Annotated in this window: 19 protein-coding genes and 3 pseudogenes; 13 read left to right on the plus strand and 9 right to left on the minus strand. The window is 70.4% G+C overall.

Features of this window, described 5'->3' with window-relative positions; translation table 11 throughout:
- Positions 1–12 precede the first annotated feature (12 nt).
- From LRS04_RS06595 to LRS04_RS06610, 4 genes and pseudogenes are all read left to right on the plus strand, one after another.
- Positions 13–828 (plus strand): annotated as a pseudogene (locus LRS04_RS06595) (transglutaminase family protein).
- Positions 825–1,277 (plus strand): hypothetical protein, encoded by a 453-nt coding sequence (locus tag LRS04_RS06600; RefSeq protein WP_257815678.1) that lies wholly within the window; start codon positions 825–827, stop codon positions 1,275–1,277. Before LRS04_RS06595 ends, LRS04_RS06600 begins: the two are co-directional and overlap by 4 nt.
- Before the next feature lie 44 nt (positions 1,278–1,321).
- On the plus strand, positions 1,322–2,266 hold the full coding sequence (gshB, locus tag LRS04_RS06605; protein ID WP_257815679.1) for a glutathione synthase: 945 nt from the start codon (positions 1,322–1,324) through the stop codon (positions 2,264–2,266).
- Positions 2,267–2,391: 125 nt separating this feature from the next.
- Positions 2,392–3,930: pseudogene (locus tag LRS04_RS06610) on the plus strand (YifB family Mg chelatase-like AAA ATPase).
- On the opposite strand, the gene LRS04_RS06615 reads toward LRS04_RS06610, so the two are convergent.
- The 4 genes and pseudogenes from LRS04_RS06615 to LRS04_RS27695 form a co-directional block, all read right to left on the minus strand.
- Positions 3,876–4,337, minus strand: a complete 462-nt coding sequence (locus LRS04_RS06615; protein WP_257815680.1) for a hypothetical protein — start codon at positions 4,335–4,337, stop codon at positions 3,876–3,878. The pseudogene LRS04_RS06610 and the gene LRS04_RS06615 sit on opposite strands and share 55 nt — an antisense overlap.
- Positions 4,338–4,401: 64 nt before the next feature.
- Entirely contained in the window at positions 4,402–4,761 is a 360-nt protein-coding gene (locus LRS04_RS06620; RefSeq protein ID WP_257815681.1) for a hypothetical protein, read from the minus strand.
- A 194-nt stretch (positions 4,762–4,955) separates the two neighbouring features.
- A complete protein-coding gene (locus tag LRS04_RS06625; RefSeq protein WP_257815682.1) occupies positions 4,956–5,291 on the minus strand; it encodes a hypothetical protein in 336 nt (111 codons plus the stop codon).
- 127 nt (positions 5,292–5,418) lie between these two features.
- Positions 5,419–5,610: pseudogene (locus tag LRS04_RS27695) on the minus strand (response regulator transcription factor); the annotation flags it as partial.
- Positions 5,611–5,706: 96 nt separating this feature from the next.
- Between LRS04_RS27695 and LRS04_RS06630 the strand changes: the two are divergent.
- The 4 genes from LRS04_RS06630 to LRS04_RS26645 are packed head-to-tail and all read left to right on the plus strand — an operon-like array spanning position 5,707 to position 9,414.
- On the plus strand, positions 5,707–6,093 hold the full coding sequence (locus tag LRS04_RS06630; RefSeq protein ID WP_257815683.1) for a helix-turn-helix domain-containing protein: 387 nt from the start codon (positions 5,707–5,709) through the stop codon (positions 6,091–6,093).
- Positions 6,094–6,142: 49 nt separating this feature from the next.
- Positions 6,143–7,687: a response regulator gene (locus LRS04_RS06635; RefSeq protein WP_257815684.1), complete on the plus strand. Its 1,545-nt coding sequence runs from the start codon at positions 6,143–6,145 to the stop codon at positions 7,685–7,687.
- Positions 7,688–7,709: 22 nt separating this feature from the next.
- Positions 7,710–8,528, plus strand: coding sequence for an MFS transporter (locus tag LRS04_RS26640; protein WP_308238086.1), 819 nt, complete (start codon positions 7,710–7,712; stop codon positions 8,526–8,528).
- 4 nt (positions 8,529–8,532) lie between these two features.
- A complete protein-coding gene (locus tag LRS04_RS26645) occupies positions 8,533–9,414 on the plus strand; it encodes a hypothetical protein (RefSeq protein WP_308238087.1) in 882 nt (293 codons plus the stop codon).
- Here the strand turns inward: LRS04_RS26645 and LRS04_RS06645 are convergent.
- The 3 genes from LRS04_RS06645 to rlmN all read right to left on the minus strand — a co-directional run bounded on the left by LRS04_RS06645 (position 9,411) and on the right by rlmN (position 12,007).
- A complete protein-coding gene (locus LRS04_RS06645) occupies positions 9,411–10,241 on the minus strand; it encodes a serine protease (RefSeq protein ID WP_257815685.1) in 831 nt (276 codons plus the stop codon). The two genes, LRS04_RS26645 and LRS04_RS06645, sit on opposite strands and share 4 nt — an antisense overlap.
- Position 10,242: 1 nt before the next feature.
- Positions 10,243–10,671: a DUF350 domain-containing protein gene (locus tag LRS04_RS06650; RefSeq protein ID WP_257815686.1), complete on the minus strand. Its 429-nt coding sequence runs from the start codon at positions 10,669–10,671 to the stop codon at positions 10,243–10,245.
- Positions 10,672–10,825: 154 nt separating this feature from the next.
- Complete coding sequence (gene rlmN, locus LRS04_RS06655; RefSeq protein WP_257815687.1) at positions 10,826–12,007, minus strand: 23S rRNA (adenine(2503)-C(2))-methyltransferase RlmN; 1,182 nt, start codon at positions 12,005–12,007, stop codon at positions 10,826–10,828.
- 141 nt (positions 12,008–12,148) lie between these two features.
- Between rlmN and LRS04_RS06660 the strand changes: the two genes are divergently transcribed.
- The 3 genes from LRS04_RS06660 to LRS04_RS06670 all read left to right on the plus strand — a co-directional run bounded on the left by LRS04_RS06660 (position 12,149) and on the right by LRS04_RS06670 (position 15,015).
- Complete coding sequence (locus LRS04_RS06660) at positions 12,149–13,150, plus strand: NADPH:quinone oxidoreductase family protein (protein ID WP_257815688.1); 1,002 nt, start codon at positions 12,149–12,151, stop codon at positions 13,148–13,150.
- Between the two features lie 93 nt (positions 13,151–13,243).
- Positions 13,244–14,101, plus strand: a complete 858-nt coding sequence (locus tag LRS04_RS06665; RefSeq protein WP_257815689.1) for an SDR family NAD(P)-dependent oxidoreductase — start codon at positions 13,244–13,246, stop codon at positions 14,099–14,101.
- 50 nt (positions 14,102–14,151) lie between these two features.
- Positions 14,152–15,015, plus strand: a complete 864-nt coding sequence (locus LRS04_RS06670; RefSeq protein WP_257819001.1) for a DMT family transporter — start codon at positions 14,152–14,154, stop codon at positions 15,013–15,015.
- On the opposite strand, the gene LRS04_RS06675 is transcribed toward LRS04_RS06670, so the two are convergent.
- Positions 15,012–15,425, minus strand: a complete 414-nt coding sequence (locus tag LRS04_RS06675) for a YkvA family protein (RefSeq protein ID WP_257815690.1) — start codon at positions 15,423–15,425, stop codon at positions 15,012–15,014. The genes LRS04_RS06670 and LRS04_RS06675 overlap by 4 nt on opposite strands.
- Before the next feature lie 54 nt (positions 15,426–15,479).
- Here LRS04_RS06675 and LRS04_RS06680 point away from each other — a divergent pair, with 54 nt between their 5' ends.
- Positions 15,480–16,262 carry an SDR family NAD(P)-dependent oxidoreductase gene (locus LRS04_RS06680; protein ID WP_257815691.1) on the plus strand — a complete coding sequence of 261 codons (783 nt, stop codon included), beginning with the start codon at positions 15,480–15,482 and terminating at the stop codon, positions 16,260–16,262.
- A gap of 95 nt (positions 16,263–16,357) precedes the next feature.
- Here the strand turns inward: LRS04_RS06680 and LRS04_RS06685 are convergent, their stop codons facing one another.
- Entirely contained in the window at positions 16,358–17,827 is a 1,470-nt protein-coding gene (locus tag LRS04_RS06685; RefSeq protein WP_257815692.1) for a DUF853 domain-containing protein, read from the minus strand.
- 223 nt (positions 17,828–18,050) lie between these two features.
- Between LRS04_RS06685 and LRS04_RS06690 the strand changes: the two genes are divergently transcribed.
- The gene (locus tag LRS04_RS06690) at positions 18,051–19,187 is read left to right on the plus strand and encodes an AI-2E family transporter (protein ID WP_257815693.1); all 1,137 of its coding nucleotides are present in this window, start codon (positions 18,051–18,053) and stop codon (positions 19,185–19,187) included.
- The last annotated feature ends 182 nt before the right edge of the window (positions 19,188–19,369 follow it).

The raw sequence follows: 19,369 nt of genomic DNA on the forward strand, positions 1-19,369 counted from the left end.
ACTGGGGTTGCGATGACGCGCGAGGACGCCGAGGATTTCCTGCTCGAGGCCGGTGCGGCCGAGGACGGGAGCTTCCCGCTGCTGGAGGCGGCGGTGGCGTGCGCGATCCACGAGGATCCCAGCCGCGACCCGCAGCCGGCCCGGGACCTGGCCGCCAACGGCGTGGAGCGCCTGTCCCAGCGGCTGAAGCGCGAGAGCGCCGAGGAGGCGCTGGCCGAGAGCATGGCCGGCGACCTTCGGCTCGGCGGGGACCTCTTCACCGCCGAGGACCCCGAGAACGCCGACATCATCTCGGTCAGCGAGCGGCGGAAGGGCATCGCCGCGGCGCTCGGCGTCTTCTACCTGCACGTGGCGCGCAAGTGCGGGCTCACCGTCCAGGGCGTCGACTTCCCGGGCCACTTCCTGCTGCGCATCGAGACCGAGGAGGGGCCGCTGGCGCTCGATCCGTTCTCGGAAGGCCGGGTGGTGCTGCCCTCGGAGCTGACCCGCCGGGCGCTGCACGCCGGCCTGACGCCCAACGTCGCCGACCGGCTGGACCGGCTGATGGCCCCGGTCACCGACCGCGCCGTCCTCGTGCGCCTGCAGAACACCATCTATGCCCGGGCCTCGGCGGTCCGGGACTTCCCCGCGCCGAGCGCGCCGCCCTGCGCCGCGCCCTGCTCGACCCTACCGACCACCGCCCCTGGCTGGACGTCGCCGCCGCCCGCGAAGGCCAGGGCGCGCTCGCCGGCGCCCCTGGAGGCCCTGGCGCGGGCGACGACCCTGGATGGCGGCGCGGCGCTGGCGGCGCGGGCCCAGCGCGAGCGGGTGAGGCTGAGGCTCAATTGACGCCGGAGCTCTGGGACCTTGGCTTTCGTTTCGCCCGACTTACGGGCGTACGGAAGTGGCTTGTCTTCGCCCTGGGCGTGACGATCTTCTCCCACCTTTCAGCTTTTGTATTCGGGATCCTCGGCGACCCTTCCGTCGTGTGGCTTGTCTTCGCCGGCCTCGTTGGATGCGTTGTTTTCATCTACTGGCTAGCCTTCGACGCCGAAGAGATTGATGTAGTTAAGGGCGAGATCACGCTGCTTGGCCGCCGACGCAGGCACCTCCCGGTGGAGAAGATCCTCTCTGCGGAGCTGTTTGCCGCCAATTGGTGGTGCATGGAGATTATTGTGATCAGAACCGAGGAGGAGGTCCTGCGCCTCCGCGGGCCGTGGAACGCTCGCGGCTCGGAGATTCTCACGACTTTCGTTTGGGCCGGCGCCGCAATACGGCGGAAGGCTGGCGCTCGGTGAGAGTGCGGCCTATGTCGCTTGCCTGAGCAGTCGGGAGCGGGCGGATGGGCTTGAAGGTCGCGGTGCAGATGGACCCCATCGAGGGGATCAACATCGAGGGCGACACCACCTTCCTGATGATGGAGAGCGCGCAAGCCCGCGGGCACAGCCTCTTCGTCTACACCACCGACACCCTGGCCATGGAGGACGGGCGCGTCTTCGTCCGCGGCCGCGACGTCGCCGTGCAGCGGGTGAAGGGCGGGCACGCCACGCTCGGCGAATACCGGAAGGCGGAGCTCTCGGACTTCGACGTCGTCCTGCTGCGCCAGGACCCGCCGTTCGACATGCACTACATCGACACCACCTTCTTCCTGGAGAAGGTGCACCCGCAGACGCTGGTGGTGAACAATCCGCGCGAGGTCAGGAACGCGCCGGAGAAGCTGTTCGTCACCCAGTTCCCGGGCCTGCAGCCGCCGACCCTGATCACCGCCGACCGCGACGCGATCTACGAGTTCCGCGCCAGGCACGGCGACATCGTCATGAAGCCGCTGAACGGCCGGGGCGGCTCCGGCGTCACCCGCCACCTGGCCGACGACCCGAACATCGACGCCATGCTGGAGCTGCACGCCCAGATCGACCGCGAGCCGGTGATCGTCCAGAAGTTCCTGCCGGGGGTGGTGAAGGGCGACAAGCGCATCCTGCTGGTCGACGGCGAGCCGGTGGGCGCCATCAACCGGGTGCCGGCCAAGGGCCAGATCCGCTCCAACCTGGCGGTCGGCGGCAAGGCCGAGGCCGTCGAGCTGACGGCCCGCGACCGGGAGATCTGCGCCACCATCGGTCCGGAGCTGAAGGCGCGCGGCCTGCTGTTCGTCGGCATCGACGTGATCGGCGAGTGGCTGACCGAGATCAACGTCACCTCGCCGACCGGCGCGGTGGCGCTCAAGGCCTTCACCGGGATCGACGCCACCGAGGCGCTGTGGGACCGGATCGAGGCGATCCGGGCGGCGTGACCGCCCACAGCGGGTGACACGGCAGGTTCATGCTTTCCCGCTCTGTTCCCCGAATGTTCTTGATCCAGCCTTCGCCATGTGCGACGCCTTGTGGATAACACGGGTTTGAGCACAAGGGCTTGAGCATGGCCGCGCGGGTGGTGACCGTGGCGTTCCGGGGCGTCGAGGCGGTGCGCGTCGACGTCGAGGTGCAGTTCACCGGCGGCGAGCAGAAGTTCTTCCTCGTCGGCATGGGCGACAAGGCGATCTCGGAGAGCCGGGAGCGCGTGCGCGCCGCCTTCTCGGGCCTGGGGTTGTCGCTGCCGGCCCGGCGGATCATCGCCAACCTGGCCCCCGCCGACCTGCCCAAGGAGGGCAGCCACTACGACCTGCCGATCGCGCTCGCGATCATGGCGGCCATGGGGGGTGATCCCGCCCGACTCCCTGGCCGACTGGGCGGCGGTCGGCGAGCTGTCGCTGGACGGACGGGTCACGCCGGTGGCCGGGGCGCTGCCGGCGGCGGTGGCGGCCGGCGGCCTGGGGCTCGGCCTGATCTGCCCGGAAGCCTGCGGGGCGGAGGCCGCCTGGGCCGGCGACACCCGCATCCTCGCCGCGCCGTCGCTGATCGCCATCGTCAACCATTTCCGCGGGACGCAGGTGCTGTCCCCGCCGAAGCCGGGCCGGATGCTCGGGGCCGAGCGCGTCCCCGACCTGCGCGACGTGAAGGGCCAGGAGAACGCCAAGCGGGCGCTGGAGATCGCCGCGGCCGGCGGCCACAACCTGCTGTTCGTCGGCCCGCCGGGCTCGGGCAAGTCGATGATGGCCCAGCGGCTGCCGGGCCTCCTGCCGCCGCTGACGTCCGAGGAGCTGCTCGAGACGTCCATGGTCCATTCGGTGGCCGGCCTGATCGCCCGGGGCGAGCTCAGCCGCGCGCGGCCGTTCCGCGCGCCGCACCATTCGGCGAGCATGGCGGCGCTGACCGGCGGCGGGCTCAAGGCCAAGCCGGGCGAGGTCAGCCTGGCGCACAACGGCGTCCTGTTCCTCGACGAGCTGCCGGAGTTCGGCGCCCAGGCCCTGGACAGCCTGCGCCAGCCGCTGGAGACCGGCGAGGTGATCGTCGCCCGGGCCAACGCCCATGTGCGCTATCCGGCGCGGGTGCAGCTGGTGGCGGCCATGAACCCCTGCCGCTGCGGCCACGGCGGTGCGGGACGAGGGCCTGCGGGCGCGCCCCGCTCTGCCAGACCACCTATCAGTCGAAGATCTCCGGCCCGCTGATCGACCGCATCGACCTGCAGGTGGAGGTGCCGCCGGTGACGCCGGCCGACCTGGCCTTGCCGCCGCCGGCCGAGGGCACGGCGGACGCCGCGGCGCGGGTGCTGCGGGCCCGCGCGCGCCAGCAGGCGCGGGCGGCGGGACGCGACGTCGCGACGCTGAACGCCCAGGCGGACGGCGACTGGCTGGAGGAGATCTGCGCCCTGGACGCCCAGGGCCGCGCCCTGCTCAGCCGGGCGGCGGAGACCGGCGGGATCACCGCCCGCGGCTGGACCCGAACGCTCCGCCTCGCCCGCACCATCGCCGATCTGGAGGACGCCGACGCGGTCCGCCGCGTGCACGTGGCCGAGGCGCTGATCTACCGCCGCGTGGCGCCGGGATCGGCGATGGCGGGCGTCTCGGCGGCGAGCTGACGCTCCCGCGCCTTCCAGGCGCCGAGTCCGATCGTGATGGCGAGTAGATAGCCCCAGATGATCTCGGCGGTGATGTAGGCCCAGCCGCCGACCCTGGGATCAAGGCCGCGGGCGAGATGTGTCACCACGGCCAGCAGATGGAAGCCGGCAGCGAAGAGAGGCCAGTACCGGCGGCTGCGAAGGGCGATGTAGACGAGCAGCGCCAGGAGCGCGAGGTCGACCCCGGCGATACCCCATTCGGTTTGCTCGCCCTTGAATTGGTACACCGTGCGCGTGAGCGTCCAGCCGACAAGGAGCCCGCCTGCGGCAAGCTTCTCGTCGGGGCCGCCGCGCCAGAGCGCCAAGGCGCACACCCCGACGACGGTGGCCGCCCAGAGGATCGACGGGAATTCCCACGCATGGTCCAAGACGAAGGCCCCCGGGGTTGCCGAGGGCCAACATGCCAAAGACGCGTGGACGTTCCTAGCCGCGTTAGGCGGCTGCGACCTCGCGAAGTCGGCGGCCGCGAACGAGGGCGCCGACCGCCGGGGACGGTTTCTCGCCCGGGTCGCCCACCATCACGGCGCCGAGGCCGATCTGTTCCTGGGCGACGCTGAGCTCCTTGTGGGTCTCGACGATCGCCCGGCGGGCTTCCGCCAGGGCCATGATGGCCTGGCTGGCGCGTTCCACCGCATCCTGGCCGATCAGGGCCGAGGCGCCGGCGTCCTTGCGGAGCGCCGGCATGACGCTTGTGAGTATCGCGGTCTTGCTGATGGCCGCATCGATGGCCGCCTCGGCCTCGAAGAGCGCACCGGCGATTTGTTCCGCCACCATCCGACGTTGCTTAAGCATGAGTTGTCTCCTGCAGGCCGCTTCTTCGGGCGGCCCGCATCGCAAATAACAGGGTTATGGTTTCGGGACCGTTCAGGCCCGGACGAAATTCGTCGCCAGATCCTGGAGCGCGTGGAGGCCCGCCAGCATTGCCCCGAAAGCCAGGGCGGTGATGACCGCGACCCCAACAATCGCCCCAAGCCGGGCGACGGGACTCAGATCATTTCTGCCGAGCCCTCGGGATCGGGTTTGAAGTTCTCGTCGAGCAGCACCCAGGTCATGCAGAGGATCTCCCTCAGCACCATCTCCGAAGGCTTGAAAGGCGCCAGCTTCCGCGTCGCGGAAACCAGGTGCTTCGCCATGGAGGCCTGTTGCGGGGTAGCCGCCAGATCGACGAGCTGTCGTTCCAGCTGATCCCAGGTGAAGTGCGGGATCGCCTCTTCCCGGGTCTCCGGCGTCGGCCAGCGAGCCTGGAAGTCGTCGATCTCCCGACGAAGCCGGAGCGCCCTGCCGATCACCGCGCGATTGTCGAAGTTCTGCCAGTCGCCCATGGAACTGCTCCTCCCGAATGACCGGCTCATCGAGCCAAGGTTCGGGGCGGACGTCTGTCCTGATCGCGTCCTGTCCTGATCCAATCGGGACAGGGTTAACGTCGCCGCGACGGAGCAGGCGGGCGGCCTCGTACCGATCGGGGACGCCCAGTTTCCGCCGGGCGCGGTCGCAGTAGGTGTCGACGGACGTCTTCGACATCCCCAGCTCGCGGGCGATCTGCTTCGAGCTGAGGTGCTGGTCCACGAGGCGCAGGCATTCGCGTTCGCGCTGCGTCAGCAGCTCGAGCGGGTCGTTGGCGAGGTCAGCGCGCGTGGGCATGGTTAGCTGAGTAAACGACCAGATTGGGCCGGCGTCTACTTTAAGGCGAAACCCTTTTGCCGTTAAGATTATTCTCCCTTCAAGGGAGGCATTTCCATGCAACCCAAGGACGCCGGGCGGACAGCCGCGCTGGAATTGGCCATCGGGGCCCGAATCCGCACGCGCCGGCGGCAGCTCGGGCTGTCCCAGACGGACCTCGCGGAGAAGCTCGGCGTGTCGTTCCAGCAGGTGCAGAAGTACGAGCGCGGCGCCAACCGCGTGGCGGCCTCCACCCTGATCGCCGCCGCCGAGGCGCTGGGCGCCACAGTGAGTTCGCTGGTCGGCGAAGACCCGAGCGGCCGCGACAGTGGCGACGACGAGATCTTCCGGGCGCTGGCCCGGCCGGGCGCCCTGGAACTGCTGAAGGCCTTCGACGGCATCGCCGACGCCCGGGCCCGCGCCGCCCTCGTCGCGCTCGCCAAGGAAATGGTCACCGATCGCTGAATCGGCGTTTGACCTCGCGTTAAACGATAGCGGCCATAGTCCGCGTCCCATGCGTCGACCGCTCCGACCTCTTTCGACACGGCGTCCCAAGCGGGCGCAGATCAGCGCCGAGCAGCTGGCGTCCCTGAGCCATGAGTTCCGTACGCCCCTGAACGGCGTGCTGGGCATGGCGCGCCTGCTGGAGGGCACGCGTCTGACGGCGGAGCAGCGCGCCTATGCGTCGGCGCTGCGCGAGAGCGGCGAGCACCTGCTCAACCTCGTCAACGACGTCCTGGACTTCGCCAAGCTGGGAGAGGGCGCCATCGAGCTGCATCCGCACCCCGTCGACGTGGAGGCCCTGCTGCAGGGCGTCTGCGAGCTGCTGTCACCGAGGGCCCGCGAGAAGGGCCTCGAGATCGCCTGCGCCGCGCCGGCCGGTATGGGCCGGATCCGCGCCGATGAGAGCCGGCTGCGCCAGGTGCTGCTGAACTTCGCCGGCAACGCCGTGAAGTTCACGCCGTCCGGCGGCGTCCTGCTCAGCGTGGAGGAGACGGGCGAAGGACGCCTGCGCTTCACCGTCGAGGACACCGGTCCCGGCGTGAAGACCGGCGACCGCGACCGGATCTTCGAAGCCTTCGCCCAGACCGAGGTCGCCCGGGCTGAGCTCGGCGGCGCGGGCCTCGGCCTCGCCATCGCGCGGCGGCTCGCCCAGGCCATGGACGGCGAGGTCGGCGTGGCGGGCGCGAGGCTCGGCGGCGCGGCCTTCTGGTTCGAGGCCAGCTTCGCGAAAGTCGCCCCGGTCGACGCAGACCTGCCGCTCGAGGGCCGCACGGTAGGCGTCGCCTCGCCAAGTCCGATCATCCGCGAGGCGGCGCGCCGACAGATCCAGGCCTCCGGCGGCCGGGCGGTCAGCGCGCCCGACCTTCAGAGCCTGGTGGAGCGCACGGATCCCGGCGACGTCCTGCTGGTCGACCACGCGCTCGCACCCGAGGGCGGCATCGTCCGCAAGCGCGACAAGCAGCCCTGGATCGTCCTGCTGGCGCCGGAGGAGCGCGACCGGATCGACCGCTACAAGCGTGCGGGCTTCGCCGGCTATGTGATCAAGCCGCTGCGCCGCGCCTCGCTTGCCGAGCGCGTGCTGATCGCCGCCGGCGCCGCCAACCGGGCGGCCGCCGCGCCCGAGGACGAGCGCATCGCCGCGGCCGTCGCGCCCGGCGCGCGCATCCTGCTGGTCGAGGACAACCCGATCAACGCCCTGCTGGCCAAGGCCCTGCTGGGCCGCGAAGGCTGCGAGGTGGACCACGCCAACGACGGCACTGAGGCGATCGCCGCGGTGAAGGTCGCCGCCTACGACCTGATCCTGATGGACATGCGGATGCCCGGCCTCTCCGGCGAGGACACCGCCCGCCAGCTCCGCGCCGAGGGCCTGCGCACGCCGATCGTCGCGCTGACCGCCAACGCCTTCGACGACGACCGGCAGGCCTGCCTGGCCGCCGGCATGGACGACTTCCTGGTCAAGCCGCTGTCGCCGGACGCGCTGCGCGCCGCGCTCGCCCGCTGGACCCGCGGCGACTGGACGGAATTCGCGGCGCGCGCCAAGGTCCGGAAGGCTTAGGGGCCAACCACCGGAGACTTGAATGACCGCCGAAGCCGCCGAGCCGCGCAAAGGCGCCCTGGCGGGCATCAAGGTCTTCTTCGAGCGGCGGGCGCTGGTCATGCTGGCCCTGGGCTTCGCGTCAGGCCTGCCGAACCTGCTGATCTTCGACACCCTGTCGCTCTGGCTGCGCGAGGCCGGGCTGTCGCTGAGCGTGATCTCGGTGTTCGCGCTCGCCACCCTCGCCTACTCCATGAAGTTCCTGTGGGCGCCGCTGGTCGACCGCACCAAGGTGCCGCTGCTGACCGGCTGGCTGGGCCACCGGCGCTCCTGGATGGTGGTCACCCAACTGCTGGTCATGCTCGGCCTGTGGCTGATCTCCGGCACCAATCCGGCCGCGAGCCTCGGCCTGATGGCCGCCTTCGCGGTGTTCGTCGGCTTCACCGCCGCCACCCAGGACATCGTCATCGACGCCTGGCGGATCGAGGCCGCCGAGGTCGAGAAGCAGGGCGCCATGGCCGCCGCCTACCAGTGGGGCTACCGGATCGCCATGATCACGGCAGGCGCCGCCCCGCTGCTGCTCGCCGAACAGTTCAACTGGAACATCTCCTACGCCGTGATGGCCGGCCTGATGGCGGTGGGCCTCGGCGGGGCGCTGGCCGCGCCGAAGGAGCGGGAGCACGCGATCCGGCCGATCCATGCGGAGGGGACCCCGTCGCGCCCCGCGCTGGAGCTGCCGGAATGGCTGGCCAGGCTGGCGCTCTTCGCCCTGGGCGCCCCTGATCCTCGGCTCGGGCCTCGCCGCCAACGCCTCCATCCTGGCCGCCGGGCTGAACGGCCTTGGCCTCCACGGCGCCGCTGAGGCGGTGACCGCACTCTGGGAGATGCGGCCGCAGGGCGTCTATGCCCAGCTCGCCGCGGTCGCGGTCGGCCTGACGGTGATCGTGCTCGCCGCCTGCCCGATCCCCGGCGCGAAGACCCGGCCCGGCGTCTATCTCGGCGCTGCGCTCGGCGAACCCCTTCGCGACTTCTTCGTCCGCTACCGTGGCGTCGCAGCGCTGATCCTGGCCCTGATCTGCGTCTACCGGCTGTCGGACTTCGTGCTGAACATCATGAACCCGTTCTACGCCGACCTCGGCTACACCAAGACCGAGATCGCCGAGGTCCGGAAGGTGTTCGGCGTGGTGATGACCGTGCTGGGCGTCGGCGTCGGCGGCTGGGCGGTGGCGCAGCTCGGGCTGATGCGCTCGCTGGTGATCGGTGCGTTCGCGGGCCCGCTGTCGAACCTCGTCTTCGCCTGGCTGGCGTTGCAGGGCGCCGACCTGCCGGCCCTGTTCATCGCCATCGGGGTGGACAATGTGGCCTCCGGCTTCAGCGGCACCTGCCTGATCGCCTACATGTCGAGCCTGACCTCGGCGGGATTCACGGCCACCCAGTACGCCCTGTTCTCCTCGCTCTACGCCCTGCCCGGCAAGCTGATCGCCTCGCAGTCGGGGCGGATCGTGGAGAGTTCGGCGGCGGCGGCCGAAGCCGGCGGGACGTTCGCGCCGCTGATGGGCCTGTTCAGCCGCCTGCCGCCGGAGGCCTATGCGGCCGGGGCGGCGAAGTCCGGCGTGACGCCGGCGGCGCTGGGCTCCGGCTATGTGGTCTTCTTCCTCTATTCGGCGCTGATCGGCGCAGCCGCCATCGTCCTGGCCTTCATCGTCGCCGCGCGGCAGCCGAAACCGGCCGAAACGGCCGCGCCCTAGGTCGTCAGGCAGACCACCTGGGCGACGCGCAGGTCGCGGCGCAGGCTGTCGGCGACCCGGAAGTAGTTCTCGGGATTGAGGCTGGCGTTCAGCGGCGGCGCCACGAAACGCCGGCGGGTCGAGGCCAGCGTCGCCTCCACGGTTTCCGGCGCCGTGGTGTAGATCCGCCCCCGGCGCGGGCTCTCGGCGATGGTCACGCCGATCACACGGCCCTGGTTGTCCAGCGCCGGCGCCCCGGAGAGCCCGCCAAGCGAGCCGTCCAGGCCCTCGGTGCGGCCGGTCTCGGCCCAGACCAGCACCGGCTCGGAGCGGGCGCCGCGCCCGCGCACCACCAGGTTCTCACGCCCGATCAGCTTCGATGTCGCCTCGCCCGGCTCGCCCTGCGGGAAGCCGGGGTGGTAGGCGCGCTCGCCCCGGTGCAGGCCGGCGGCCAGCGCCAGCGGCAGCGGCGGGGCGCCGCCGTCGGTGGTCAGGATCGCCGCCTCGCCCTTCGGGTCGATGGTCACCCGGGCGGTGACGCCCTGGCCCTCGCCGACCACGATGGCCGTCGTCCGGCAGCCCTCGACCACATGCCGCGCGGTCAGCCAGACGCCGGACTCGGCGATGGAGAAGGCGGTCCCCGTGGCGGGTCCGGTCTCGTCCGGCACGTCGACCACCACAGAGGGGTCGAAGGGCGACGACGGCCCGAGGATCTCGCCCTCCACCTCCGGCGTGGGCGGCGGCGGCTCGGGCGCGTCGGCGCGCTCCTGCCGGCCGATGGCGGCGATCAAGAGCGCCACCACCACGCAGGCGTAGATCAGCCAGTCCGGAAGTCGCGGGAAATGCATGTCAGCCGGAGACCGCGGCCCCGATGATGATGGCGCTGGCAAGCTTCGCCCCGACCAGCATGGCCGCGGCGCTCATCTCGCCCTCCTGGATGCGGCGCGGCAGCCCGCGCAGCACGAGGTCGACCAGCCGGAAGACGAGGAGCTGCAGCACCACGGTGGCGACGCCCCACAGGCCGATCTCGATCAGGTTGGTCGAGGCGTTCAGTGACACCGCCAGCGGGATGGCGAGGCCGACGAGCACGCCGCCCATGGAGACGGCGGCGGCGGTGTTGCCCTCGCGGATCAGGGTGATCTCGCGGTGCGGGGTCAGCAGCACGTAGAGCGTCGCGGCGACGAACAGGATGAGGATGGTCACGCCGGCATGCAGCAGGGTGATCGGAAACCCCTGCGCGAAGGCCTGGATCTCCGGCGACTGGATCTGTGTCGGCATCTGGCGCGCCCCCTGTTGAGGCGCGTGGCTTAGCATGCGGCAGGCCGGATGCGCAGCTACCCCCTTCCGCTCGCCCCGGCGAAAGCCGGGCCCAAGCAGAGATCGGATCGGCGGACAGGCCGCTTGGGTCCCGGCTTTCGCCGGGATGAGCGGATTACGGGGCGTCTTGCGGCGCGTCCAGCTTCCGGCGCGCGCTGGCGCGGAGCTTCTCGCTCTCGCTCTTGAGCTGGCCGCAGGCGGCGAGGATGTCGCGGCCGCGGGGGGTTCGGATCGGCGAGGCGTAGCCGGCGCGGTTGAGGATCGCGGCGAAGGCCTCGATCGTCTTCCAGTCCGAGCACTCGTATTCCGACCCCGGCCACTTGTTGAACGGGATCAGGTTGATCTTGGCCGGGATGCCCTTGAGGAGCTGGACCAGGGCCTTGGCCTCGGCCGGGCTGTCGTTGACGCCCTTCAGCATGACGTATTCGAACGTCACCCGCCGGGCGTTGGACAGGCCCGGATAGGCGCGGATGCCGGCCATCAGCTCGGCCAGCGGGTATTTCCGGTTCAGCGGCACGAGCTTTTCGCGCAATTCGTCGTTGGTGGCGTGCAGCGAGATCGCCAGCATGGTCTGGGTCCGGGTCCCCAGCGCCTCGAGCTGCGGCACGACGCCCGAGGTCGAGACGGTGATCCGCCGCCTGGAGATCGCGATGCCCTCGTTGTCGGCGATGATGTCGATCGCCTGGGCCACGTGGTCGAGATTGTAGAGCGGCTCGCCCATGCCCATGAACACGATGTTCGAGAGCCGGCGGTCCTCCTTGGGCGAGGGCCATTCCTCCAGGTCGTCGCGGGCGATCTGCACCTGGGCGACGATCTCGGCGGCGGTCAGGTTGCGGACCAGGGCCTGGGTGCCGGTGTGGCAGAAGGTGCAGTTCAGCGTGCAGCCGACCTGGGACGAGACGCAGAGCGCGCCGGCCCGGCCGACGTCGGGGATGTAGACGGTCTCGACCTCGATGCCCGGGGCCATGCGGATCAGCCACTTGCGGGTGCCGTCCTTCGACACCTGGCGCTCCACCACCTCCGGACGGGCGAGCGTGAACGTCTCGGCCAGCGCGGCGCGGGTCTCCTTCGCCACGTCGGTCATCTGGGCGAAATCGGTGACGCCGTAGTGGTGCATCCAGCGCCAGAGCTGGCTGGCGCGCATCTTCGCCTTGTCCGGCCGCACGACCTCGGCCTCGACCAGGGCCTGGGCGAGCTCGGTCCGCGACAACCCGGTCAGGTTGGCGAGCGCCGGCTTGGCCAGGGGGGGCGCAAGCGGCTGGGCCGGCGCGCGGCTGAGGTCGAGGGTCACGCCCAAGTGGAGATCCTTCCAGAGAGCCGCGGAATATAGGTTAGAGGCGGCTGCCTTCCAAATCCCTGCGACGCCACGTCTTCAAACAAGCGTTCGAGTGGGCTAGCGTCGCGCCTCAAATTCCAGATCGACCGGAGGGACCCCCCCATGAAAGCGCTGCTCAGCAAGGAAGTCGGCGGGCCCGACACGCTCGTGCTGGAGGACGTGCCCTCGCCGGAGGCCAAGCCGGGCTTCGCGGTCGTGCAGGTGAAGGCGGTCGGGGTGAACTTCCCCGACGTGCTGATCATCGAGGACAAGTACCAGTTCAAGCCGCAGCGGCCGTTCGCGCCGGGCGGCGAGATCGCCGGGATCGTGAAGAGCGTCGGCGAGGGCGTGACCCACGTGAAGCCGGGCGACCGGGTGCTCGGCAACACCGGCTGGGGCGGCATGGCCGAGGAGCTGGCCCTGGAGGCCGCCCGGCTGGTGAAGATCCCCGACAACATGCCGTTCGACGACGCGGCGGCCTTCATCATGACCTACGGCACCAGCTACCACGCCCTGAAGGACCGGGCGCAGCTGAAGCCCGGCCAGAGCCTGATGGTGCTGGGCGCGGCCGGCGGCGTGGGCCTGGCCGCCGTCGAGCTCGGCAAGGTGATGGGCGCAAGGGTGATCGCCGCGGCCTCGAGCCAGGAGAAGGTCGACCTCTGCCTGAGCCGCGGCGCCGACTCGGGCGTCGTCTATCCCAAGGGGCCCTTCGACAAGGAAGGCCAGAAGGCGCTGGGGGCGACGTTCAAGGAAGCCACCGGCCCCGACGGCGCGGACGTGATCTACGACGCGATCGGGGATGCGTACGCCGAGCCCGCGCTGCGCTCGATCGCCTGGGAGGGCAAGTACCTGGTGGTCGGCTTCGCGGCCGGCGAGATCCCGAAGATCCCGCTGAACCTGGCGCTGCTGAAGGGCTGCGAGATCGTCGGCGTGTTCTGGGGCGCCTGGGTGGGCAAGAACCCCAAGCGCCACCAGGAGAGCGTGCAGGAGCTGCTGCAGATGTACGCCGACGGCAAGATCAAGCCCCACGTCTCCGAGCGTTTCCCGCTGGCGAAGGCCGCCGACGCGATCAAGCACCTGGCCAGCCGCAAGGCCATGGGCAAGGTCGTCGTCACCATCGACTGACGGCGCTCGCTCCGGCGGTGATTGGCGTTGTCAGCGCCGCCGGCCGGGTCTCTAGTGATCGGCGATAACCAAACATAACGGGGGAGGGCCGCCATGGCCGGACGTCTGGAGGGCAAGGTCGCCGTGATCACCGGCGGCGTGTCGGGGATCGGGCTCGGGACCGTCGAGCTGTTCGTGGCCGAGGGCGCGAGCGTCGTCGCCGCCGACATCCAGGACGAGAAGGGGAAGATGCTGGCGCAGCGCTTTCCCGGAAAGGTCGCCTACGCCCACTGCGACGTGACCTCGGAGGCGGACATCGCGGCGATGATGCAGACGGCCAAGGCCGAGTTCGGCGGGCTGGACATCCTGTTCAACAACGCCGGCATCTCCGACGCCATGCGGGAGATCCCGGCGATCGAGGCCGAGACCTGGACCTGGATCTACGACGTCCTCGTCCGCGGGCCGGCGCTCGGCATGAAGCACGCCGTTCCGCTGATGCTGGAGCGGGGCGGCGGCGCGATCGTCAACACCGCCTCCATCGCCGGGCTGCAGGCCGGCTGGGGTCCCATCGCCTACTCCTCGGCCAAGGCCGCGGTCATCCACATGACGAAGTGCGCGGCGGCCCAGCTCAGCCCGCAGAAGATCCGCGTCAACGCCATCTGCCCGGGCCTGATCGCCACCTCGATCTTCGGCGCCTCCATGGGCCTGCCGCGCGAGGTCGCCGACCAGATGGCCGCCCGCGTGGTGGAGTTCGCGCCCCGGGTCCAGCCGGTGCCAAAGGCCGGCCTGCCGGACGACATCGCCCAGGCGGCGCTCTATCTGGCGTCGGACGCCTCGGCCTTCGTGTCGGGAACCCACCTGGTGGTCGACGGCGGCATCACGGTCGGCGGGCGGCATGCCTGGGACCCCAGCGGCCCCTCGCCCTTCGCCGAACTGCTGGGCGAGTTCATCCCACAGCCCGCGCAGTCGTGACCGGGGCGGGGGAACCCCGCCTGTCGCGCAACACCCAGGGCGCGCTCTGGATGCTGGCGTCGGCCGCGACCTTCGCGGTCATGACCACGCTGATCAAGTTCCTGGGCGACGACTATCCGGCGGCGCTGCAGACCTTCTACCGGCAAGCGGCGGGCCTCGTCGTGCTGGCGCCGATCATCATCCGCCACCGCGGCGCGGCCTTCGCGACCCACCGGCCGGGCATCCTGATCTTCCGGGCGCTCGCCGGCACGATCGGGATGATCCTGTCGTTCTACGCCTTCCAGAAGATGCCGCTGGCCGACGCCAACGCGCTCTCCTTCACCCGCACGCTCTGGCTGGTGCCCCTGGCCGCCCTGGTGGTCCGCGAGAAGGTCGGACCTTTGAGGATCGGCGCGGCGGTGTTCGGCTTCATCGGCGTGGTGGTGATGATCCGGCCGAGCGTGGGGGGAGACTTCGCGATCGGCCTGCCGGCGCTGGCCATGCTCGCGTCCGCCTTCCTGTTCGCCTTCACCGTGACCGGCATGAAGGTGCTGACGCGGGATCACTCGACGACCGTTATCCTGGTCTGGTCGGCGGTGCTGGGCTTCGTGCTCTCGATCCCCGGGGCGATCTTCACCTGGCGGCTGCCGACCCTGCCCGACTTCCTGCTGCTCGCCGCCATGGGCGCGATCGCGACCGCCAACCAGGCCTGCTACATCAAGGGCATGTCGCTGGGCGATGCGGGCGCCATGGCCCCGATCGACTACACCCGGCTGGTGTTCACCGCGGCCATCGGCTTCTTCGTGTTCCACGAGGTCCCGGGCGCCTGGACCCTGGCCGGCGCGGCGATCGTGGTGGCCTCGACCCTCTTCATCACGCTCAGGGAACAGCAGCTCGCCCGCTCGGCGCGGCTGACCGCCGAACCGGACGCCTAGCTGTCGCGCAGCCTGAGCACGGCCTTCTTCGCCGCCTGCCGATGCCGGGGCTTCAGGTTCTTGCCGACGATGGTCATCAGGGCGGCGAACACCGCCGCGTCGTCGGTGTAGCCGAGGCCAGCGATGAAGTCGGGGATCACGTCGGTGGGCAGGACGAAGTAGGCCAGCGCCGCCAGCATCATCCCCTTGGCGGCGGTCGGCGTCTCGTCGTCCTTGGCGCAGTACCAGACGCTGAGCGCCTCGGCGGCGAACGGAACCTTGGCCACGGTCCGGCGGATCTTCGGCCAGAAGCCGCGGTTCACCCGCTCCTCGTTCAGCTTCACGACCGAGGGGACGAGGGCCCGGCTCGGATCGATCGGCGTGCGGGGGTCGAAGGTGACGTCGGGTGAGTCTTTTGCGCCTGCGCTCATCGGGTTAAGGCCTTGCTGGAGAAGCCATCTAACGGGAGCGGGAGCAAAGCGTCCATGGAACTCAATTCATCCGTCGCCGCGGTCGTCACGGGCGGGGCCTCCGGCCTCGGCGAGGCCACGGTCCGCGCGCTGGCCGCCAAGGGCGTCAAGGTCGCCATCTTCGACATGAACGAAGAGAAGGGCGAAAAGGTCGCCGCCGACGTGGGCGGCGTGTTCTGCAAGGTCAACGTCACCTCCGAGGAAGACGTCGACGCCGGGTTCGCCAAGGCCCGCGCGGCGCACGGCCAGGAGCGGATCCTGGTGAACTGCGCCGGCACCGGCAACGCCATCAAGACCGCCAGCCGCGACAAGCAGTCGGGCGAGACCAAGCACTTCCCGCTCGACGCCTTCAACTTCATCATCCAGATCAACCTCGTCGGCACCTTCCGCTGCATCGCCAAGTCGGCGAAGGGCATGCTGGACCTGGAGCCGCTGGAAGACGGCGAGCGCGGCGTGATCATCAACACCGCCTCGGTCGCGGCCGAGGACGGCCAGATGGGCCAGGCGGCCTATTCGGCGTCCAAGGGCGGCGTGGTCGGCATGACCCTGCCCATCGCCCGCGACCTGTCGGGCGACGGCATCCGGGTGAACACCATCCTGCCGGGCATCTTCGACACCCCGCTGATGCAGTTCGCGCCGGAGGCGGTGAAGCAGGGCCTGGCGGCCTCGGTGCCGTTCCCCAAGCGCCTCGGCAAGCCGGCCGAGTACGCCCAGCTCGCGATGACCATGATCGAGTGCGGCTACTTCAACGGCGAGGACGTCCGCCTGGACGGCTCGATCCGGATGGCGCCGCGGTAAGCGAACCACGAAAGACACGAGCACGAATGTGCAGCGAGGGCCGTGGGCGACAGCCGCCCGCGGCCCTTTTCGCGTCTTTGGGCCTTCTCGGGGTTCTAATACCGCCGCCGCCGCGTCCTCGTGCTGCCGGCCAAGCCGCCGAGGATCCCGCGCATGATCTCGCGGCCGACCTGGCTGCCGAGGGTCCGCAGCATGGACTTGGCGAAGGCCTCGCCCATGCCCTGGCGGTTCGAGGCGCGGGGCGCCGGCGCCCGGCGCTCAGGCTCGCGCCCCGGCGCGGGCTCGGGCGGCGCGACCTTCCTCTGCAGCATCTCGTAGGCGCTCTCCCGGTCGCGCACCTCGTCGTAGAGGTCGCGCACGGGGCTCGCGCCCATCACCGCCTGGCGCTCGGCGGGGGTCACCGGGCCGAGGCGGGACACCGGCGGCCGGATCAGGGTCTTCGCCACCACGGTGGGCGCCCCGCGCTCGTCCAGCACCGAGACCAGGGCTTCGCCCACGCCCAGCGCCTGGATGGTCTCGGCGGTGTCGAAGGCGGGGTTCGGGCGGAAGCTCTGCGCCGCCGCCCGCAGGCCCTTCTGGTCGACCGGCGTGTAGGCCCGGAGCGCATGCTGCACGCGGTTGCCGAGCTGGCCCAGCACGACCTCCGGGATGTCCGCCGGGTTCTGGGTGACGAAATAGACGCCGACGCCTTTGGAGCGGATCAGGCGCACGACCTGCTCGACCTTCTCCAGCAGCGCCTTGGGCGCGTCGCGGAACAGCAGGTGGGCCTCGTCGAAGAAGAAGGCGAGACGGGGCTTCTCCGGATCGCCCACCTCCGGCAACTCCTCGAACAGTTCGCTGAGCAGCCAGAGCAGGAAGGTGGCGTAGAGCCGGGGCGCGGCGATCAGTTTGTCGGCGGCCAGCAGAGAGATGTAGCCGCGGCCCGAGCCGTCGGTGCGCATGATGTCGGAGAGCGCCAGCGCCGGCTCGCCGAACAGGTTGGCGCCGCCCTGCTCCTCCAGCATCAGGAGCTTGCGCTGGATGGTGGCGACGGTGGCGGGCGAGATGTTGCCGTAGCGCTGGCCGAGGTCCTTGGCGTTCTCGGCGGCGTAGGTCAGGGCCGCCTGCAGGTCCTTGAGGTCGAGGAGCAGCAGCCCCTCCTCGTCGGCGGCCCGGAACACCACCGTCAGCACCCCCTCCTGCACGTCGTTCAGCTCGAGCATGCGGGCGATCAACAGGGGGCCCATCTCCGAGACCGTGGCGCGGATCGGATGGCCCTCCTCGCCGAACAGGTCCCAGAAGATGGTGGGCGCGGCGACGGGGTTGAGCGTCAGGCCCATGGACTGGGCCCGGGCCAGCATCTTCTCGTTGGGCGTCCCGGCCTGGGAGATGCCGGACAGATCGCCCTTCACGTCGGCGGCGAAGACCGGCACGCCGGCGTCGGAGAGGCCCTGGGCGAGGATCTGCAGGGTCACCGTCTTGCCCGTGCCCGTGGCGCCGGCCACCAGACCGTGGCGGTTGGCGCGGTCGAGCCGGAGGACTTCGGGATGGTCGGCCTTGCCGATCAGGACGCCGTCATCGGCCATGCGGAACTCCTCGGGGCTGTACGGTGCGAAGCTAGTCGCCCAGGCCCGGCGGCGCCAGCCGGCGAACTCTCCCGACAGGGGAAGTCAAGTTCGTGCCGATTTTTCGCCTGGAGAGGGCAAATTCACTCCCCAACCGCGGCGAAGCCGGGTAGAGACCGCCGCATTGACGGCGGCCCTGCCGCCGGGGACAGTCAGCCTCCGCATACCCGCGAAAGCTCCCTTGATGCCCGTCCGCGCCACCGAGTCGCCGCTCATCCGCGTTTCGCTCGCCATCCTGGCGGTGATCGCCACCGGCGCCGCCCTGAAGTGGCTTTCCGGCATCCTCACCCCGCTGGCCCTCGCCGTCTTCCTGGCGGTGATGATCGACGGCTTCGGCCGGGTGCTGCACCACCGCCTGCCGCTGGTCACCAAGCGCGCGGCCCTGCCCCTGGCGGTCGTCATCTCGATCCTGCTGTTCGGCGGCGCGGCCTATGTGGTGGCCGAGAACGCGCGCAGCTTCGCCGGCCAGCTCGGCGGCTACGAGGCGCGGCTGGACGGCCTGCTCGCGCGGTTCGCGGCCATGGCCGGGATGCAGGTGCCGCCCACCGTCGACCAGCTGATCGAGGAGCTCAATCCGACGCGGTTCCTGGGAATCGTCGCCCGCTCCCTGCAGAACTTCACCGCCACCGCCGGCTTCGTGCTGGTCTACCTCGGCTTCATCATCGCCTCCCGCCACGGCTGGGAGCGGAAGGTGGTGAACCTCTTCCCGCACCGCGAGGAACGGCAGGAGGCCATGGCCACCTTCCTGCGCATCCGGGACGGGGTGGAGCAGTACCTGTGGGTCCAGACCGTGACCGGCCTGATGATCTGCGCGGTGTCCTATGTCGCCATGGTCGCGGTCGGGCTCGAGAACGCGGTCTTCTGGACCTTCCTGATCTTCATCACGACGTACATCCCGGTGATCGGCGGGATCATCGGCGTGGCCGTGCCGCCGATCATGGCCCTCGTCCAGTTCGAGACCCTCTGGCAGGCGATCGTGCTGTTCGCCGTTCTGCAGACCGTGACGCTGGTCGTCGGCAACGTGATCTATCCGCGGATGCAGGGCCGCAGCCTGAACGTCGACCCGGTGGTGGTGCTGCTGTCGCTGGCCTTCTGGACCGCGATCTGGGGCGTCACGGGCGCGTTCCTGTCCACGCCGCTGACCGTGATGGCGATGGTGATCCTTGCGCAGTTCCCGAGCTCGCGATGGATCGCGATCCTGCTCAGCGAGGACGGCGACCCCCTTCGCGCCCGCCACGAGAAGCACCCGCCCAAGGCGCTCGACCACGCTATCGCCGCCGAAGAGCCGGCGAAGCGACGGAAACGTTCCGAGAGGACTTAAACTTGAGCTTGCAGTTCCTATCTAAGCTGAGCCGGAGCGAAGACGCCTCCGGCCGGTGCGTCCGCTCCCCAAGCCCGCGGACGCCGCGAGTAGAAAGTGCTTCGTCGACCCCCCCGCGGCGGAGCCACACGCCGCCGGATTCTCTCCTCCGGCGGCGTCCTCGCATCCCGGGGGATCCAGCC

The sequence above is a fragment of the Phenylobacterium sp. J367 genome, assembly GCF_024699985.1.
GTDB lineage: Bacteria > Pseudomonadota > Alphaproteobacteria > Caulobacterales > Caulobacteraceae > Phenylobacterium.

Excerpts from the sequence above, each read along its gene's own strand:
- LRS04_RS06630 (WP_257815683.1), top strand. The coding sequence starts at position 5,707 with ATGCAACCCAAGGACGCCGGGCGGACAGCCGCGCTGGAATTGGCCATC.
- LRS04_RS06635 (WP_257815684.1), top strand. The coding sequence starts at position 6,143 with ATGCGTCGACCGCTCCGACCTCTTTCGACACGGCGTCCCAAGCGGGCG.
- LRS04_RS06685 (WP_257815692.1), bottom strand. The coding sequence starts at position 17,827 with ATGGCCGATGACGGCGTCCTGATCGGCAAGGCCGACCATCCCGAAGTC.
- LRS04_RS06675 (WP_257815690.1), bottom strand. The coding sequence starts at position 15,425 with ATGAGCGCAGGCGCAAAAGACTCACCCGACGTCACCTTCGACCCCCGC.
- LRS04_RS06645 (WP_257815685.1), bottom strand. The coding sequence starts at position 10,241 with ATGCATTTCCCGCGACTTCCGGACTGGCTGATCTACGCCTGCGTGGTG.
- LRS04_RS06660 (WP_257815688.1), top strand. The coding sequence starts at position 12,149 with ATGAAAGCGCTGCTCAGCAAGGAAGTCGGCGGGCCCGACACGCTCGTG.
- gshB (WP_257815679.1), top strand. The coding sequence starts at position 1,322 with ATGGGCTTGAAGGTCGCGGTGCAGATGGACCCCATCGAGGGGATCAAC.
- LRS04_RS06620 (WP_257815681.1), bottom strand. The coding sequence starts at position 4,761 with ATGCTTAAGCAACGTCGGATGGTGGCGGAACAAATCGCCGGTGCGCTC.
- LRS04_RS06670 (WP_257819001.1), top strand. The coding sequence starts at position 14,152 with ATGCTGGCGTCGGCCGCGACCTTCGCGGTCATGACCACGCTGATCAAG.
- LRS04_RS06650 (WP_257815686.1), bottom strand. The coding sequence starts at position 10,671 with ATGCCGACACAGATCCAGTCGCCGGAGATCCAGGCCTTCGCGCAGGGG.
- LRS04_RS06690 (WP_257815693.1), top strand. The coding sequence starts at position 18,051 with ATGCCCGTCCGCGCCACCGAGTCGCCGCTCATCCGCGTTTCGCTCGCC.
- LRS04_RS06680 (WP_257815691.1), top strand. The coding sequence starts at position 15,480 with ATGGAACTCAATTCATCCGTCGCCGCGGTCGTCACGGGCGGGGCCTCC.
- LRS04_RS26640 (WP_308238086.1), top strand. The coding sequence starts at position 7,710 with ATGACCGCCGAAGCCGCCGAGCCGCGCAAAGGCGCCCTGGCGGGCATC.
- LRS04_RS06625 (WP_257815682.1), bottom strand. The coding sequence starts at position 5,291 with ATGGGCGACTGGCAGAACTTCGACAATCGCGCGGTGATCGGCAGGGCG.
- LRS04_RS06665 (WP_257815689.1), top strand. The coding sequence starts at position 13,244 with ATGGCCGGACGTCTGGAGGGCAAGGTCGCCGTGATCACCGGCGGCGTG.